Raw genomic sequence first — 16,859 nt, 5'->3', positions numbered from 1 at the left:
GGGAGCGACCATCGTGGCCAATATCGTCATTGATCGCATTAAAAAGACCTTTGGTACATTCGAGGCATTGAAGGAAATATCGCTCGAAATACGCGACGGCGAGTTTGTTTCTCTGTTGGGACCGTCGGGTTGCGGCAAAACCACATTGCTGAGGATCATTGCCGGGCTCGAAACCGAAACGTCAGGCAAGCTTTTGATTGGCGGCACTCCCATCAACGGGCTGGCACCGAAGGATCGTGGCTTGGCCATGGTTTTCCAGAACTATGCGGTCTTCCCCCACATGACAGTGTTCGAGAATGTAGCCTTCGGTCTGCGTATGCAAAGGGCCGATGGGCAGCGAGTGAAAAGACAGGTCGGCAAGGCTGCAGCGCTCCTGCATATCGAACCCTACCTTGATCGCTATCCGAACAAGCTCTCCGGCGGCCAGCGCCAGCGCGTAGCTGTTGCCCGCGCGCTGGCAGTCGAGCCGAAAGTGCTGCTGATGGACGAGCCGCTTTCAAACCTCGATGCTCTGCTTCGCCTTGAAATGCGCACGGAATTGAAAGCCGTTCTGCTGGCGTCGGGAACGACGACCATCTATGTGACCCACGACCAGACCGAGGCCATGGGCCTCTCCGATCGTATCGCCGTCATGTACAATGGCCGCATCGAGCAGGTCGGCGCGCCTGTCGATATTTACAGCCACCCGGCGAGCCGCTTCGTCGGTGGTTTCATGGGCAGCCCGCCGATGAATTTTATCCGGCTACCAGTCACGAATGGCACTGTAAAGCTCGGCAATACCAGCCATGCTGTGCCCGCTCATTCGGGCAGCGACATTGTGCTTGGTCTTCGCGGCGAAAATGTTTCGATCGCTCCGCTTGCTGAAGGTTTGCGCCTCGACGTGCGCGTGGCTGAACCAATGGGCTCGCATCTGCTCTTGACGGGTACCGTCGCGGAACAGCCCGTGCGCGTGATCCTGCCGCCGAGCGAAACGGTCAGGGCCGGTGACGCGATTGGCCTCAAGCTCGATGCAGACCGTTTGACATGGCTTTCGCCTGAAACCGGTCTTTCCCTCAATCACCCCATTGCATAACTCCACCTTCGAACGGGAAGCCATGACTGATTATCTTGAAGACGCGCGCCAAATTCTGGCCGCCAATGATCGCGGCGGTTACACAGTGCCGACCGATCGGCTCTATCCATTCCAGTGGAACTGGGATTCCGCATTCGTCGCAATGGGTTTTGCGACCTATGATGTTCCGCGCGCCTATCGTGAACTTGAGCGGTTGATCGAGGGCCAATGGGCCGATGGAATGATCCCGCATATAGTTTTCCACGCGCCAAGTGACACATATTTTCCGGGTCCGAATGTCTGGCGCGCACACCACACCACTGCCACTTCAGGTATTACCCAACCTCCTGTCTTCGGAATGGCGCTGAAAAAAGTCCATGATGCTGCAAAACGTCAGGGACGAACGGGCACCGGGGAACGCAGCCGGTTCCTCTATGATGCGGCGTTGCGCTGGCACCGCTGGTGGTATGAAGCCCGCGATCCGGAGAGCACGGGACTGGTCGCGCTGCTGCATCCATGGGAAAGTGGCAGCGACAATTCGCCAGCCTGGGATATTGCGCTGGCCCGCGTTCCCACAACGACGAAAACCGAAGTTATTCGCAAGGATACCGGCCATGTGGACGCTGCCATGCGGCCGCATGACGAGGATTATCGCCGCTTTATTCATCTGGTCGATACCTACGCCGCGTGCGGGTGGAATCCCGCGGAGCAATGGGCAGCCGCTCCCTTCAAAGTCGCAGAAATCCAGACGACGGCCATTCTTTTGGCATCCGGCGAAGCGCTGCTCGAACTCGCCCGCGAATTTGGCCAGGAGGCCGACGCGGAGGAGCTCGAGACAGTCAATGCTCGATCCCGCAAGGCGCTGCTGGCGCAATGGCGGCCCGAACTGCGCCGCTTCGTTTCGCGTGACCTGATTTCAGACACTGATATTGAAGCGCCGACGCAGGCCTGTTTCTGTCCGCTCCTGGCGCTTGATCTGGAACAGACCGTGCTGGAAGAAGTAATTGCTGAAATGAACGCTTGGTCTGATGGGCTGAAAGTACTGTTCCCATCGACACAACCATCTTATTCCGGTTTCGAGGCAAAGCGGTATTGGCGCGGTCCGGTCTGGGCGGTCATCAACTGGCTGCTGATTGATGGTCTGCAACGCAACGGCAAAGATACAATGGCCGAGAAATTGCGTCTTTCCACGGTAAGAGCCATCGAAGTAAATGGCTTTGCCGAGTATTTCGACCCTTTGACCGGTGAAGGTTGTGGCGGATTGGGTTTCTCCTGGACGGCAGCAGCCTATATCGAGCTTTTGCGTTTGAAGGTAGATGGCTCAATGAGGCGCGAGCGACCGGAGCTTACAAGCCCATCGTAGTAATGCGCTTGGCGAAGCGCCGTGCAGCGAAACGCCCCAGCTTGGCTGTCCCCTTGCGTTAAGAACCGCCGAAATCCTGATTGTCGGGACAATTCTCACAGGCAGATGCAACGTGATTTTGCCCGAAAAAGACTACGGCCAAATAGCTATCCCTACGCCCAGATGGCTGTAGATGAATTACAGGCTCTTCTTTTTGTTCATCTGACTGCACAATGGAGGTTGGTCGAACCATGCGTTCCGCAGAGCTTCGCGAGGCGGGTGGTCGCAACTGGGGTGGAGTAACGATGATGGCGGATAATCGTCCCATAGCGGAAGGGGTGCTCAACACGAGCACCAGCCAGAACGCGATTCCCGGTTCTGCGTCGGGGCATTTGGCGCTCGTCCCAACGTGGCTTCCCCTGGAGGTTGTGCCGAGCAGTTCAGCCGGAAGCGGCGGCGATGGCATCGCGATTGGCGTCATAAGCAGCACTCCCATGGCAATCTTCGCGCCTTCAAATGCCGCAATTGCTGGTCCTCACACTGTGGTTGAGGCACAGCAGGGCAACAATTCCTTGATGAATCAGCACTCCACCGAAATGGCTGGCATGGGCGGGAACGGGGGCAGCGGCAACGCTGTGCTCAGTGGCGGCGGTGGGGACACTCTCCATCATGCAGGCAGCGGCGGCAACGGGATTTTCTACGGCGGAATGGTAAGCTCGGATGTCGGGAGTTTCGTGCCGGTCAACGTTGCCGTAGCAGGAGGGCCGGGTTCACATGCGATTGCCGATCAATCGAACAATTCGGCCATGCTGCAGGGTACCACCCAGATTGGCGGGATCGGCGGCTCGGGCGGTGATCACAATACAACGATCCATGATTCCCCGAGTGGGTCCGGATCTGCGCTCACCTATAGCGGCGACCTGTATGCGGGGCATGGTGGCAACGGCTATTTCATCGGTAGCATGGTCGACCTGAACGTAGCCATTTTCTCGCCGATCAATATTGCGGTCGGTGCTGCAGGCGGCTCGGCTGAGGCCCATCAGACCAACAACGCAATCTTCGATCAGGGCGCCATTCAGATCGCGGGCATAGGAGGCAATGGCGGCGGTTTCAATCTGAGTTCCGATACGATTTTCACCGGCAACCATTCATCGGGAAGTGGCGGGTCGGGCTTTTCGAACGGCAGTATGGTGGATGTGAACATAGGATATTTCCATCCGATCAACATCGCGGTACCTGCGGGCGGCACGGCCGATGCGCAACAACTTGATCACGTCCTTTACGATCAGCATGCGTTGCAAATGGCAGGCATCGGCGGGCATGGCGGCGATATCTCGAATGCCCATTCAGCGCTGGTAGACGACATTCTTTCGTTCATTCATGTGTAAGCACATGATCCGCCGGATATGGCTGCGGATCTCCAGCCCCGCACGCTAACCTCCACCCATTTCCCTCTCAAATGCAATGAAATGCCTGAAGTGCCGGCATTACCTTAAGGGGTCGCGCACCAGCGCGCGGCTATAGCCAGTTGGATGTTTTGGCGATTGGCCCCTTATGCAGCCGCACCCTCCCCAAAAGAACGTCTCCGAATATCTAGCTAGCCCGCAATGTAAATGGCGAGCACTGTTCTAGGGCGATTATCTTGCTTGGCGATGACATCGCCGGGCACCAGGGCGTGGGAGAAACACTGACAAACCATGTAAAGGGAGTAAAGTTATGCCTATTCCACAATTATCTGACACGATCCAACTCAATCATTCCAACGCAGGCGACGCAAATGCCGGTAACGGCGGCGACGGCTACAGCTACGGAGATATCAACTACAATCCCAGTGCGTATGTCGCCAATTCACAGACGGTGTATGGCGCAGATACGGATTTGCACAATGGTGATCATGTTTGGCAAACTGCAGATTGGGGTGCGGGGCCTGGTGGCCACGGTGGCTCAGCTGAAGCTGAGAACGGAACCCTTTCCTCCATCACCAACAATGGTGCTGGCGGCGCTGGCGGCGCTTCCACCTCCAACGGGAGTGAGACGAACGGCAGTGGTGGTGATGTAGCAGCAGTTTCTGCAGCGACAACTGCTACCCAGAATACCCAATTCTTCGCAGATCAGCATGCCACTATTCTCGCCGGCGTCGGCGGTAATGGCGGTAACGGCAATATTGCACGCGGTGGCGATATCTCGGCTGCAGTGGTTCACACCGATCCCACAACGACGACTCAGTCCATATCAAATACTCTCGATCATTTCGACCATAGCCATGTCGATCTCGATCTGAGCCATTTGATCTGACGCTTTCGGCCCGTGAGGATCGTCGGGTCTAAACCGACGATCCTCATCGACGGCCAGGTGTTTGCCTTGTCAGTACCGCGAAAACCGAGATCTGATAATGACAACGAATATCATACAATCCGAGCGCCAACCGACGCATCTGGTAGTGGCCCTTCGCGCTTGCGCAGGAGCCTTTGGTTTGGTTTTCATTTACAGTTGCGGTTACAATATCTTTCTACTCGCACCGTCGATCTATCTCCTCCAGATTTATGACCGCGTCCTGTCGAGCCGGAGCACCGACACGCTGCTGATGTTGACCCTTGTCATCGCTGTCGCGGTTGTTGTTGGATCGGTGCTCGATATCGTGCGCCGTGCTGCGCTTACCCGTATCGGCAGTTGGCTCGATCATCGAATGCGGCCAGTTGTCCTTACCGCCGCATTCGAATATGCAGCCAGGGTCAATACGAATGTTGCCGCCGATTGCTATCGGGATCTCGCTTCGCTGCGCCAATTTCTCGATTCCCCGGCGAGCGCGCTGCTTTTTGACATCCCCTGGGCGCCCGTCTTCCTGCTTCTGCTTTTTCTCGTTCACCCCCTGCTTGGAGCAATTGGCCTCTTGAGCGCACTTGCGCTGCTGTTTCTGGCCCTTCTAACCGAGCTTGCCACACATGAACCGCTGACCCACGCAAGTGCGGCGCTGGCGCGGAGCTACTCCCGGTTCGGAATGGCGCTAAAATACATCCAGGTGGTCCGCGCAATGGGCATGCAGGACGGCGCCGCGCAGGTTGTCTACCGCGATGCGGAGTTTGCGAGAATAGCGCAGGACAACGCAATGCACCGGACCGAGATCATTCTTGGTTTCTCGAAATCCATCCGCACGCTGACGCAAATTCTGGTGATGGGTGCCGCCACGTGGCTGGTGCTGGCGGAGAGCAGCAGTCCTGGCATTATTTTCGTTGCCAGCCTGTTGCTGGGCCGTGGGCTTACACCCATCGAAGGTGCGATCGGCGCTTGGCGTTCCTTTGCGTATGCGCGCAACGCGTTCAACCGTCTCAACAGGATGTTGGTTGCTGTCGCATCGGATGCCGGCTCGCGCATGGTGCCGGTGCCTGAATCCAGCAGCCTCGTGCTTCAGAACGTGAGCTTCGCCGTGCCGTATGCCGACCGGCACATATTGAATGATGTTTCATTGCGCCTCGCACCCGGCGATTGCGTGGCGCTCATCGGCTCATCGGGATCTGGCAAATCGACGCTTGGGCGGATCATGGCCGGCGTGCTGCAGCCAACGAGCGGAAGCGCTCTGCTTGGCGGCGTGGATATATCAGCGCTGCGTCTTTGCGGCGGTACACGCCATATCGGATACCTGCCGCAGGACATCGAATTGTTCGGCGGCGCGATCAAGGAAGTAATCGGCCGTCTCGATGGCGCGGATTCCGCCAAGGCAATCGAAGCGGCCAAGCTTGTCGGCCTGCATGAAGCCATCATGCGCTTGCCGCAGGGCTACGAGACCGATATAGGCGAGGGCGGCAGCTTGCTCCTACGCGCACAACGACAGCAGCTCGGACTGGCAAGGGCGGCTTACGGCAATCCAGCCCTCGTTGTGCTTGACGATCCAAACTCAAGTCTGGACTATGATGGCGAGCGTGTCCTGTTCAATGCGATCCAACGCATGCGAGCCAAGCGGATGACGGTCGTCATTATCACGCACCGGTTGGGTGTTCTTCCAGTCACCAACAAAATTGCGATCATGCGAAACGGCGCCATCGATGCCTTCGGAGATAGTGACGAAATTTACGACACGTACCTTCAACCGCCAGCGCGAACGGGGACATAGGAGGCAGCGAAATGGCCCTCGTTCAATTCGATATACCGCTCAAGTTTTCGGGTGTACTTAACACATTGCGCCATGCCATCGTAAAGTCGGATCAAAACAAGAAGCACTTCGTCTATGTGCCAATCGCGGGACCAACCAGCGGGGCGCTGGCACCTGCTTCCCCGATGCCAAGGCTTCGAAATGTCGCCTTGTTAGGCAACCTGCTGATCGGTGTCTTCATTATTGGCCTTGGCACCTGGTCGATCTTTGCGCCACTCAAGAGCGCGGCCATCGCCGCAGGTGTTGTCGAGCCTGAAACAAGCCGCAAGGTTATCCAACATCTGGAAGGCGGTATCGTGCGGCAAATCCTTGTCAAGAACGGCGACGCTGTGAAAGCTGGCCAGGTTCTCTTCCAGCTTGACGACACGAAATCACGCTCGGAGCGCGACAGTCTCCAGGGACAGCTCTGGGATGCCAAGGCAAGTCACGCGCGCCTGAGCGCAGAACAGAAGGGCAGCGACCGCGTTATGTATGGCGCGGATCTCGAAATCCTCAGAGTGACCAATCCGGCAATCAACGGCATTCTCGACGGACAAGATCACATCTTCGAGACGCGCCGTCTGGTGATGAAATCCGAGATCGCCATCACGCAGAAGAAAATGGATCAGGTGCAGGAGGAAATTTCTGGTCTCATGGCGCAAAAAGCGGCGCTGACGCAGAGGGTGGAAATCGCGCGGCAGGAGCTCGATGCCGTCTCCCCGTTGGCTGCCAAGGGGCTTGAACGAAAGACCAGGCTCCTTGTCCTGGGACGGGAAATAGCGGATCTCGATGGCCAGCTCGGCGAAGTTGTCGCCCAGATATCACGCGCATACCAGGTCATCAGTGAAAGCCAGGCCTATCTTGTGAAAATCGAAAGTGACCGGCAAAACGAAGTCGCCCAAGGTATTCGCGACACGGAAAGCCAGATATTGCAACTGAGCGAAAGATTGCGGGCAATCGATGATCAACTCACGCGGACTGCAATCAGAGCGCCCGAGGATGGGGTGGTCATTGACCTCCGCATCCATACTGCAGGCGGTATCATTGGCGCGGGCGAGCCGCTCGTCGATCTCGTGCCGCGCAATGGCAGTCTTGTTGTGTCCGCGCATGTGCGGCCAGAAGATATCAACCGCGTGCATTCTGGACTCGAAGCGCAGATTCATCTGCTTCCCTATAATCAACGTCGCGTACCGTTGCTGAAAGGTGTGGTCGAATACGTCTCCGCCGATCGTCTCGTCGATAAGCAAAGCGGCCAAGCTTACTACGCCGCAACAATTCGCGTGACCGACGAACGGCTGGCGAAGATGCGCGATGTTACGCTGATTCCGGGCATGCCTGCGCAGGCGCTGATCGAAACCGGGGAGAGCAGTGTGGCGTTTTACGCGGTCAGGCCGCTCCTTGACAGTTTCAACCGCGCGTTTCGCGAAGATTGACCGACAGCAAGCGGAGCGATCCGGATGGTGTTGCGCGGCGAGGGGCATCGTCGGGCATATTCTGGACTATTGTATGCGCTTGAGGATGCTTGAGAAGACCTCACTCAAAATAGTCCAGGAGCTATTGTGCGGGAATGTCTGACGTTACCCTTTGACCGAGCCGTGCGACCACTTCGGTTCTGTTCTGCACCTGCAATTTTCGCATGATATGCTGCAAATGCATTTTCACCGTATGATCCGAAAGATTTAGCTTGCACGCAATGACTTTGTTGGGATGTCCGCATTGCAGTTCTGCAAGAACATCCGCTTCGCGCGGGGTAAAATCCGCGATCGACATATAGTGTGCGTTGTTCTCGATTATTCTGCGCGGCTTGTCCTGGGGCTTGTTGCGCATCGCCGACGTGTTCGCGTGTGCGACAAACGGGTGCGGATAGAAAACACCACCGGCAAGGATGAGTCGCATACCTGCAAGGGCGACGTCGATCGGAACTGAGGTTGTGAAGTAGCCGCGAATGCCCATCTCGAGCGCCTGAGAGGCGACCAACGTATCATCCATGTTGGAGAGAAGGGCGATCGAAGCCTCAGGAAACATGTCTCTAATTACGTCAAGATCGTCGCAGAGACTTGCGCTGTCGAGAGTTCTTCCAGCCATGTCCAGTGCGATGAGATGCACATCCATCCCGAGAGCACTATCGAGAGTCTTGACGGAGACCATGTCGATGAAGTCCCAGCCCGCAAGTTCATCCTGGAGGAGCCGGATGATCGTTGTGCGCACGAGTGTATGTTGTTCTATAACGATTACCGTCGGCGTATTGTGTGCCTTGCGGCGTTTTGTATCTTGACCGATGGACACGTGTTGCTCCCTATTTGGATGTATTCCAATCCATTTTTGCAGAGCATACTATTCCCGTTCTTCATGCATGTCATGATTATAGTGGGATTAGATACCGTTCTACATCGATATACATCAATTGGGCTATATACGCTTTCCATCCAACTCTCAGCGTTCGGAGAATTTCGCTGGACGCCGTCACCTCCATCCGAGCGCGGGCGCAACGTGCGTCAGGATTGCTTCGAGCACATGTACATTGTAATCGACGCCCAGCTGGTTTGGCACCGTTAACAGCAAAGTATCCGCCTCCACGATGGCCTCATCCTGCGCAAGCTGTCTCACAAGCGCTTCGGGCTCGGCTGCATAACTGCGGCCGAAAATGGCTCTGGTGTTTTCATCAATGTAACCAAGCGAGTCTCCTTCCTTGCTGCCATTTCCGAAGTAGGCGCGATCGCGGTCATTCATCAATGCAAAGATGCTTCGGCTGACGGAAACACGGGGTGTCCAATTGTGGCCCGCTTCCTTCCAGGCGTTGCGATAAGCACGTATTTGCGCCGCTTGCTGAATATGGAAGGGCTCACCGGACTCGTCATTCTTAAGGGTGGAGCTTTGGAGATTCATTCCTAGCTTGGCCGCCCAGACCGCCGTCGAATTCGAACCGGCGCCCCACCAGACACGCTTTCGCAGGCCTTCGGAATGCGGTTCGAGGCGCAGCAGACCGGGCGGATTCGGAAACATTGGTCGTGGGTTTGGCTCAGCAAAACCCTCGCCCCCGAGCAGGCTCAGAAAAACCTCGGCGTGTTGACGCCCCATGTCAGCATCAGTGGCGCCATCGTTTGGCTGATAACCGAAATAACGCCAGCCGTCGATGACCTGTTCCGGGGAGCCCCGGCTCAGCCCAGGCTGCAGCCGGCCGTTCGAGATCAGGTCCGCCGCACCGGCATCTTCGGCCATATAGAACGGGTTCTCGTAGCGCATATCGATGACAGCGGTACCGATTTCGATATTTTTGGTTTTCGCTCCAATTGCCGCCAATAGCGGGAAGGGGGAGGCCAATTGCCGGGCAAAGTGATGCACACGGAAATAGGCGCCATCCATGCCAAGCTCCTCAGCGGCGACAGATAAGTCGAGCGACTGAAGAAGAGCGTCTCCGGCTGAACGGGTTTGCGATTGGAGTGAAGGCGCCCAATGGCCGAACGAAAGAAAACCGATCTTCTTCATGATATCATCCCTGAAAAGGAGCAAACCCCGTCGCTCGGGGAGCGCTCAATATGGGGCCGGATACCAATGGTTGTAAGTGCGTTGAACACAGTGTTCGAAGAGTGGCACAAGAGGCGCGTGCAAAGGTACAGTTTTCGCCCGACAATGGATGGCAGACCACGCGGCAAGCAAGCTTGGTGTTCCGCTGTGTTACCCCATCGCTTTCGCGCGAACAGGCAATTTTGACATGATCACTTTCGCAGCGGGTTGCGGGACGTTTTTCTCCGCCAATTTTGACACGATCTCTTCCCGGATGACCTCGGCATTCATTGTGGGGCCAATAATGACCCGCGAGATCAGCTGAGGAAACTCCAATCCAGTGATGTTCTCCGTTGGCCGATTTTTGAGTGGCAGTTTATAGATCGTTCTGTTGCTGCCCTCGACAGCAGGGTTGTGTTTGATAAGCATGGGCGAAGGCCACAGAAGCGGGTTGGTCAAGACTCGCCATTCCCGCTCATCGCGAAGGCCAGGGTGTTTGGAACATACGGCCGCGAAAAGCAGCATCAAAAATATAACTTCGCGTAGTACGGGCCTGTTGGTCTGGGATATGAATTGCTGATTGTCCAATATGGACGCAGTGACAGTTTCGAACTCTCCAGCGAACTGCTGTCTTGTCCAGTACGCAACCGGGCTCGAATAAGCTTTCAGCGCCTGTGCCACTTGCATGAACGGGGAAGTGTCGACAACGACCGCAACACCGGTTGCATTCCCTTCAAAGGCTCGCCACAACGACAGGCGTCCGGTGTTGTTCTCGTTAGGATCGTGTTCGGCTACAGACAAGACATATGTCTCGTTTCTCAAACCCGGCAGCCAGTCCTGAAATTTCTTTATGCCTTCGTTCCAAACGCCCGGTACACATCGATCAAGCGCGTCAGCGAGTGCAGCACTGCCTGAATTGTTGATCCAATGCTGCAGTCTTTCCAAGCCGGTCTCGATGTCTTGGTGATCGTTCATATCCCGGGTGTTTCTGAACTTGATCTCTTCACTTTCAAGAATTTGGAGCAGATTTTTCGACGTGGTGTAATGGACGAACCGAGATTCCGGTTTGATTGCTGCACGGCTTTTAAAAGTGCTCGGCATGAAGATACTGAGCATTTTGATAACGGCCGGATCCCAATTTTCCATAAATATTTCCCTTGGATTCGGCGCGAAACCACCAACTCGCCTGCAACTCATCTGTACGTGTTTAGCGCGCATTCCCTTACGGGAGAAGGTATTTCAAAGCCGGGCTGGGCTTTAAATCGTGTATAGTCGAGCATCGCGAAGCAGGAGCATTGGCGGCCATAACGCCATGTCAAAAGCCCGATCTTGCAGTATGTATTCCCTCAACCTTGAGACAAGTGCGATTTTTTTCAATGCGGATGTCGATTTGGCAAGAGCTGGATCGTTGTCTTGATAAGTGAGCCAGTTCAGCGGCAATGGTGCCCGCAGCTCGCCGAAGGAGGAATTGTCAAATGCGATTCATGTCAATCGTCACATCCGCCCACTCCCAACCTCCCACGCCGGAACTCATCGAGGCGATGAACAAGCTCGCCGACCGGGAGATCAAGGCTGGCCGCATGCTCGACATGGGCGGACTCACGCCAGTCACCATGGGTGCGCAGGTGCGCATAGCAAACGGGCAGCTCAGTGTCATTGACGGCCCTTTTGTCGAAGCAAAGGAGGTCATCGGCGGCTATGCAATCATGGAGTTTGGCAACAAGGACGAGGCCGTAGCGTCGGCGGTCGAGTTCATGCAGCTGCACAAGGACTTCATGCCGGGATGGGAAGGCACGTGCGAGGTTCGTGCGTTCGCCGGCCCTTGAGATAAAAAAACCACTCATCCGGTCGGTGGCCATGACGGCCGCCGACGTTCATCGGGTGCTCTCGCCATTTGGCGGATCGGGCAACCCCGACTGATCGCCAGCCTGGCGAGAATGCTGCGCGAACTGGCTTGCTCATAGGAAAGCCGTCAGGGGCCACACGTGGTTTGCGATCGTTGGCAACAGAGTTGCCTTTAATTGTTGTGACGGATCGAGGCAATGTCGGCCGGCTTGACGTTGGTTTCCTGGCCACCCCATGTTGCCCGTGCCCAGTTGGCAAGATCGGCCACCTGCTGGTCCGTCAGCTGATCCTTGAACGCTGGCATCGGCTGCATGCGTTCGAGACCCGGGAAACGTTGTGCGGGAATGCCATGCAGGACTGTGCGGACGAAATTGCGCGCGTCATTGATGCGTAGTGACGTATTGGTGGCCAGCGGAACCGCGACATGCGGAATGCCTTCGCCCTGGGCGCCATGGCAGCCCGAGCAAAGGTTGAGATAAGTTCCCCGTGCCGACGCTGTAAGCTCGGGAGCCACATTGATCGGCTTGGGCGCTGGTGGCGGTGTGGATTGGTCCGGCACGGCATCGAGGTTGAACAGGTAGGCCGAGAGTGCCTTCATATCGTCGTCGGTCATGTACTGTGTCGAGAAATGGACAACCTCGAACATCTGGTTGGTCATCGCACCTCCGGCGAAAATGCCGGTCTTCATAAAGCTCGCCAGCAAGGGGACGTCAAATCCCATGCGTGTCAGCCCATCCTTCGTGATGTCGGGCGCAGAGACGCCTTCAATGATCGTTCCCTGCAGATACCGCGTCTGCTCCATGCCTTGCATCAGGTTGCGTGGTGTGTGGCACTCGCCGCAATGGGCGAGGGCATCGGCCAGGTAACGGCCCCTGCTCCACAATGCGGATCGGGCCGGATCATTTGCTGGCACCGCGCCGGGCAGATTGACAAGATTCCAGAAGGTCAGCGTGCGGCGAATATTGAAGGGAAACGCCAGGTCGTTGCTTTTGTTTTTCACCGGCATGGGTTCGCGCGTCATCAGATAGCTATACACCGCATCGACGTCTTCCGCTGTCATTTGCCGGTAGGAGGCATAGGGCATTGCCGGATAGAGATGTTTCCCGTCCTTGCCGATGCCATCGCGAACAGCACGTTGGAACTCATACCGGGTCCAATTGCCGATACCATTCTCCTTGTCGGACGAAATATTGCTGGAATAGATCGTGCCGAACGGCGTTTGCATCGGCAGCCCGCCGGCCCAGGCAGCCCCGCCCTTTGCCGTGTGGCAGGCATAGCAATCCGCGGCAACCGCGACATAGGCGCCGCGTTGCGCCAATGCTTTCATCTGGTCCGCAGTCAGAGGCTGCTCGATGTCCTTGGCCACGGCGCTTTTCTCGAACAGACCGGCAAAAACGCTGCCCGCAACCAGACCGCCGCACACGATCAATATCGCCATGATCCAGAGTAGCCTACGCAACGTCATGGACTACTCCCTCAGGTTTTCAAGAGGCCGGGTGTCTTCAGCACCAGGTCGCGCACGGCCTGGTGATAGCGGACGTAACCGGTACAGCGGCAGATATGATTATCAAGCGCTTCAGTGATGGCCTGCTCCAGATCGGTCCTGGCAATCGGCTTTCGTTTCAACTGGTCGATGAAAACGGTTGCACCGGTGACAAAACCCGGCGTGCAGTAACCGCATTGGAACGAAAAATTCTCGATGAATGCCTGCTGAATTGGCGAGAGTTCGACAATGGCGCCAGAGGCATCGCGCCTGGCATGCCCCTCCACCGTGCGCACCTTTTTGTCCTTGAACCAATGCGCACCCGTAATGCAGGTGCGCACCTCATCGAGTGTACCATCATCCCTTTCCACGATCACCGTGCAGGCATGGCAGATGCCTTGCCCGCAGCCCATGCGCGAACCCGTGAGATTGAGATACTCGTAAAGAAAATCCTGCATCATCATGCCCTCGGGCACGTCGATGGGATCGATCGCCTTGTCGTTGACGGTCAGCGACAGCTTCTTTGTGGCCAGGGTCATGCCAGCGCTCCCCGTATCTTTTCCGGTGTAATCGGCAAATCGTAAAAGCGCTTGCCAATGGCGTGCGATACGGCGTTGGCAAGCGCCGGCACCACCGCAATCATCACGACCTCGGCGATACCCTTGGGCGGGTCGGTCTCCGAAAGCGGCGCGAGGATTTCCACAGTCTGGGTCCAGACTGCCACGTCTTTGGAACGAGGCAGCTCGTAGCGGTTCCAGTTCCAGGTGCCGTCGCCGGGACCGTCCTCGTACAGCGGCAGATACTCCTTCAGCGCATGGCCGATACCCATGGCGATGCCTCCCTGGATTTGCCCGGAGACCAGTTCCGGGACAACCTGGGTTCCGCACTCCATGATCGAGTGGTGCGCAAGCAACGTTACTTCGCCTGTCGCGGTATCGACGCTGATTTCGGCCAGTGTCGCCATCGGCGCATAATAGGTGACGCCGGCATTGTTGCGCTGGGTGGGCGGATAGTGAACCGCTGCCCGGTTGACGAACTGCCAGCCGTCCAGCGTCATGAGCGTTCTGGTTTCGGCGGAGGCGCCATCGCCATATTTCACCGCAAGCGCATCGATTGGAAGCCGCACCCGTCCTGCATTCGGGATGTCGAACTCGGCTTCCGTCCATTGCCATCGGTTGAAGGTATGGACCGTCACGCCGGTGACGAGACCGAGCCGGTGCGCTTCGGCCGCAACCGCCTCGAAACTGAGCGGCGCCAGTCCGCCCGCGTTCACCTGGCCGTTTTCAAGCCGGATGTCCTCCCGCCGCACGGTGTAGGGGGTCATCGATCCGCCGCCAATGCCGCGCGACCACAGCGACTTCGCTGCTGGCCAAATGGCAAGGTCGACAAGCGCATGCGCCGCCTGCCGCGTGGCATGGCCGAGATAATAGACACTGTTGGTCGCGCTCATCGGCGAGGTGAAACTTGGCGTCCAGCGCGGGTTTTGGCTGTGCTTGTCTTCGTCTTCCTGAGACATGGTGTATGGCTCTTCGGAGGTTTCGAGCGGCATCTGCGGCCAGCGCACCTTGCCGAACTCCGTCTCGTCGGGGACGCGGCCGAGAATGTCGCCAACCATGATCGCCTGCGACGTGGTCGTGCCTGTCCCGATCTCGTGTGCCACATGCGCAAACCTGATCCGGCCTGAGGCATCGAACTCAAGCGCGGCGAGTGCCGACTCCGCGCCCGTGCCATAGTCCTTCTGCACGTGACCATAACCAACGCCGTAGCGCTTGCCGGGATTGGCGGCATCGAACGCGGCCTTCTTCTCGGCGCGCTTTGTCCACAGCGGATGGTCGCGCGCCTTGAGCAGGATTTCCTCGTTGCGCAGCGCGCCTGCGGGGATCGCTCCTTGTGTATTCTTCATTCCGGACTTGAAAACATTCTTCAACCGGAGGTCGATCGCATCCATTTTCAGGATTTCGGCGACCTCATCGACCATCATCTCGGTCGCCGACATCGACTGGAGGGTGCCATAGCCTCGCGTCGAGCCCGCGTCGACAGCACGCGAGGCAATGGCTGCGGCCGAAAAATCGCTTTTCGGCAGATAGTAGATCGACTGCGCCGCCGTTGCCCCGACGAAGCCCACTGAAAACGAGAAGTTGGGGCGCCCGCCGCCGTCGTTCTTGAAATGGCCGGTCATGGCGCGGAACTGGCCGGTTTGACGGTCAACGACCAGCGTGTTGTCCATCCAGAACGCGTGCCGCTTCAATCCCATCTGGAACTGTTCGTAGCGATCATTGGCAAGCCGTACCGGCCGGCCATCGCCATAGAGGCCCGCCAGAACGCAGAAAAACGGAAAGATGGAATGATCCTTGGTGCCGTAGCCGACGGTATAACCGACCTTGAGGTCGACTTCCTTGAGATGGAATTTCGATTTGGAGACGAGGCTGGCCGAGACCTCGGCCACTTCATAAGGCGACTGGGTCGCCATCATGATGTGAAGGACACCCGTCGATGCATCGTACCAGACATTGCCATTGTCCGCTTCCATGGCGGACGCGTCGACCGACTGGGAGAAATATTTGTGTTTGAAGACCAGCAGGTCGTTGCCGGCGTCGCTGATTTCCTTCTCGATCTGCGCGGCGGCAGCCATGCCGCGCGCCATTGCATTGCCATCGCCCGCAGCCGGCCACGCCGGTTCATCACCGGCAAAACCGCCATAGATCACAGCATCCTTCAGCGACGAGTATCGGTCATCCGTATCAGGCGTGCCGCCGTCGATGCGCACATAACGCGCCGCGCCATAGTGGGCCGGATGGCTGTAAGGCGCCTTGCCGCCATAGCGAACCACCGTATCGTCAAAGCGTATCAGCCGCTTGGCCGCGTCGTAGCGGGCGAAGTCATGATAGACGAGGAGTGCGACCGGCTGCCCGAGCAGCCGGGCGGTTTGCCCCTTTGGCACGAAGAATACGTCACCATAAAAGCCGTCGCCCGGGATGGTGATGTTGTCGGCAACGAGATCTTCGTGAAGAACGAGGCGGTCGGGTTTCAAGTCGTCGCCGAGAAGGCTCAGGTCGATGCCTTCGAATATGCGATCCGCTTTGGTCGCATGCAGCATGAAGGCGTGCGCCTGCTCCTTCGGCCAGTTTTCAAGATCGCGGGCACGGTAATCGCGGGCGAAGGTCTTTTCGCCTGTGACCTTGGCGATGGCGTCGAGCCGGAATTTCGGCCGACCGTCGGCCTTAAGCCAGTCAGGCCCGGGTGAGGGGGGCGTTTGAATGAGTGCAGCCTGCGCCGGCGCTGAGAGAAAAGACACCTTGATGGCGATGCCTGCCGCGACGCTGCCTTTGATAAAGGTTCTGCGCGAAACATTGGGCTTCATGTCTCCCCCTCCTCCAAACAATTGCAGGCAGTGTAGCGCGCAGCCTGATGTATAGATACAGCGGACGCAATTTCGGAGTCAAATAATACATGCAGTTGCTTCTGAAAGGAGGCCGCATGTGTTGCGAAGGATTAGCGGCTTTCCCGT

The 16,859-nt window shown here is 57.2% G+C and carries 13 protein-coding genes; 7 read left to right on the top strand and 6 right to left on the bottom strand.

Annotated elements, in window-relative coordinates; genetic code table 11:
- Window positions 1-13: 13 nt before the first annotated feature.
- The 6 genes from J1W56_RS17005 (at window position 14) to J1W56_RS16980 (ending at window position 7,952) form a co-directional block, all read left to right on the top strand.
- Complete coding sequence (locus J1W56_RS17005; RefSeq protein ID WP_223614479.1) at window positions 14-1,072, top strand: ABC transporter ATP-binding protein; 1,059 nt, start codon at window positions 14-16, stop codon at window positions 1,070-1,072.
- Window positions 1,073-1,094: 22 nt separating this feature from the next.
- Window positions 1,095-2,414, top strand: a complete 1,320-nt coding sequence (locus J1W56_RS17000) for an MGH1-like glycoside hydrolase domain-containing protein (protein WP_223614478.1) — start codon at window positions 1,095-1,097, stop codon at window positions 2,412-2,414.
- 287 nt (window positions 2,415-2,701) lie between these two features.
- Entirely contained in the window at window positions 2,702-3,781 is a 1,080-nt protein-coding gene (locus J1W56_RS16995; protein ID WP_223614477.1) for a hypothetical protein, read from the top strand.
- A 328-nt stretch (window positions 3,782-4,109) separates the two neighbouring features.
- On the top strand, window positions 4,110-4,688 hold the full coding sequence (locus J1W56_RS16990) for a PE-PGRS family protein (protein ID WP_223614476.1): 579 nt from the start codon (window positions 4,110-4,112) through the stop codon (window positions 4,686-4,688).
- 97 nt (window positions 4,689-4,785) lie between these two features.
- Window positions 4,786-6,501 (top strand): type I secretion system permease/ATPase, encoded by a 1,716-nt coding sequence (locus J1W56_RS16985; RefSeq protein WP_223614475.1) that lies wholly within the window; start codon window positions 4,786-4,788, stop codon window positions 6,499-6,501.
- 11 nt (window positions 6,502-6,512) lie between these two features.
- Window positions 6,513-7,952: an HlyD family type I secretion periplasmic adaptor subunit gene (locus J1W56_RS16980; RefSeq protein ID WP_223614474.1), complete on the top strand. Its 1,440-nt coding sequence runs from the start codon at window positions 6,513-6,515 to the stop codon at window positions 7,950-7,952.
- Between the two features lie 121 nt (window positions 7,953-8,073).
- Here the strand turns inward: J1W56_RS16980 and J1W56_RS16975 are convergent, their stop codons facing one another.
- The 3 genes from J1W56_RS16975 to J1W56_RS16965 form a co-directional block, all read right to left on the bottom strand.
- Window positions 8,074-8,805 (bottom strand): response regulator transcription factor, encoded by a 732-nt coding sequence (locus J1W56_RS16975; RefSeq protein WP_223614473.1) that lies wholly within the window; start codon window positions 8,803-8,805, stop codon window positions 8,074-8,076.
- Window positions 8,806-8,982: 177 nt separating this feature from the next.
- Window positions 8,983-10,005: an LLM class flavin-dependent oxidoreductase gene (locus J1W56_RS16970; protein WP_223614472.1), complete on the bottom strand. Its 1,023-nt coding sequence runs from the start codon at window positions 10,003-10,005 to the stop codon at window positions 8,983-8,985.
- A gap of 189 nt (window positions 10,006-10,194) precedes the next feature.
- On the bottom strand, window positions 10,195-11,169 hold the full coding sequence (locus J1W56_RS16965; RefSeq protein ID WP_223614471.1) for a DUF2971 domain-containing protein: 975 nt from the start codon (window positions 11,167-11,169) through the stop codon (window positions 10,195-10,197).
- A gap of 329 nt (window positions 11,170-11,498) precedes the next feature.
- On the opposite strand from J1W56_RS16965, the gene J1W56_RS16960 reads away from it, so the two are divergent.
- Window positions 11,499-11,849 carry a YciI family protein gene (locus J1W56_RS16960; RefSeq protein ID WP_223614470.1) on the top strand — a complete coding sequence of 117 codons (351 nt, stop codon included), beginning with the start codon at window positions 11,499-11,501 and terminating at the stop codon, window positions 11,847-11,849.
- A gap of 191 nt (window positions 11,850-12,040) precedes the next feature.
- On the opposite strand, the gene J1W56_RS16955 is transcribed toward J1W56_RS16960, so the two are convergent.
- The 3 genes from J1W56_RS16955 to J1W56_RS16945 are packed head-to-tail and all read right to left on the bottom strand — an operon-like array spanning window position 12,041 to window position 16,712.
- The gene (locus J1W56_RS16955; RefSeq protein WP_223614469.1) at window positions 12,041-13,333 is read right to left on the bottom strand and encodes a c-type cytochrome; all 1,293 of its coding nucleotides are present in this window, start codon (window positions 13,331-13,333) and stop codon (window positions 12,041-12,043) included.
- Between the two features lie 11 nt (window positions 13,334-13,344).
- Window positions 13,345-13,890, bottom strand: a complete 546-nt coding sequence (locus J1W56_RS16950; protein WP_223614468.1) for a (2Fe-2S)-binding protein — start codon at window positions 13,888-13,890, stop codon at window positions 13,345-13,347.
- On the bottom strand, window positions 13,887-16,712 hold the full coding sequence (locus tag J1W56_RS16945; protein ID WP_223614467.1) for a xanthine dehydrogenase family protein molybdopterin-binding subunit: 2,826 nt from the start codon (window positions 16,710-16,712) through the stop codon (window positions 13,887-13,889). The genes J1W56_RS16950 and J1W56_RS16945 overlap by 4 nt, the downstream gene beginning before the upstream one ends.
- Between the last annotated feature and the right edge of the window lie 147 nt (window positions 16,713-16,859).

The sequence above is a fragment of the Phyllobacterium calauticae genome, assembly GCF_019991125.1.
Classification (GTDB): Bacteria; Pseudomonadota; Alphaproteobacteria; order Rhizobiales; family Rhizobiaceae; genus Phyllobacterium; species Phyllobacterium calauticae.
Note: the sequence above shows the minus strand (reverse complement) of the source record. Positions and strands in the feature narration are given on the sequence as shown.

What these genes read in the sequence shown, in the direction of transcription:
- J1W56_RS16990 (WP_223614476.1), top strand. Translation starts at nt 4,110, where the DNA reads ATGCCTATTCCACAATTATCTGACACGATCCAACTCAATCATTCCAAC.
- J1W56_RS16995 (WP_223614477.1), top strand. Translation starts at nt 2,702, where the DNA reads ATGGCGGATAATCGTCCCATAGCGGAAGGGGTGCTCAACACGAGCACC.
- J1W56_RS16970 (WP_223614472.1), bottom strand. Translation starts at nt 10,005, where the DNA reads ATGAAGAAGATCGGTTTTCTTTCGTTCGGCCATTGGGCGCCTTCACTC.
- J1W56_RS16945 (WP_223614467.1), bottom strand. Translation starts at nt 16,712, where the DNA reads ATGAAGCCCAATGTTTCGCGCAGAACCTTTATCAAAGGCAGCGTCGCG.
- J1W56_RS17000 (WP_223614478.1), top strand. Translation starts at nt 1,095, where the DNA reads ATGACTGATTATCTTGAAGACGCGCGCCAAATTCTGGCCGCCAATGAT.
- J1W56_RS16985 (WP_223614475.1), top strand. Translation starts at nt 4,786, where the DNA reads ATGACAACGAATATCATACAATCCGAGCGCCAACCGACGCATCTGGTA.
- J1W56_RS16955 (WP_223614469.1), bottom strand. Translation starts at nt 13,333, where the DNA reads ATGACGTTGCGTAGGCTACTCTGGATCATGGCGATATTGATCGTGTGC.
- J1W56_RS16950 (WP_223614468.1), bottom strand. Translation starts at nt 13,890, where the DNA reads ATGACCCTGGCCACAAAGAAGCTGTCGCTGACCGTCAACGACAAGGCG.
- J1W56_RS16980 (WP_223614474.1), top strand. Translation starts at nt 6,513, where the DNA reads ATGGCCCTCGTTCAATTCGATATACCGCTCAAGTTTTCGGGTGTACTT.
- J1W56_RS16965 (WP_223614471.1), bottom strand. Translation starts at nt 11,169, where the DNA reads ATGGAAAATTGGGATCCGGCCGTTATCAAAATGCTCAGTATCTTCATG.
- J1W56_RS16960 (WP_223614470.1), top strand. Translation starts at nt 11,499, where the DNA reads ATGCGATTCATGTCAATCGTCACATCCGCCCACTCCCAACCTCCCACG.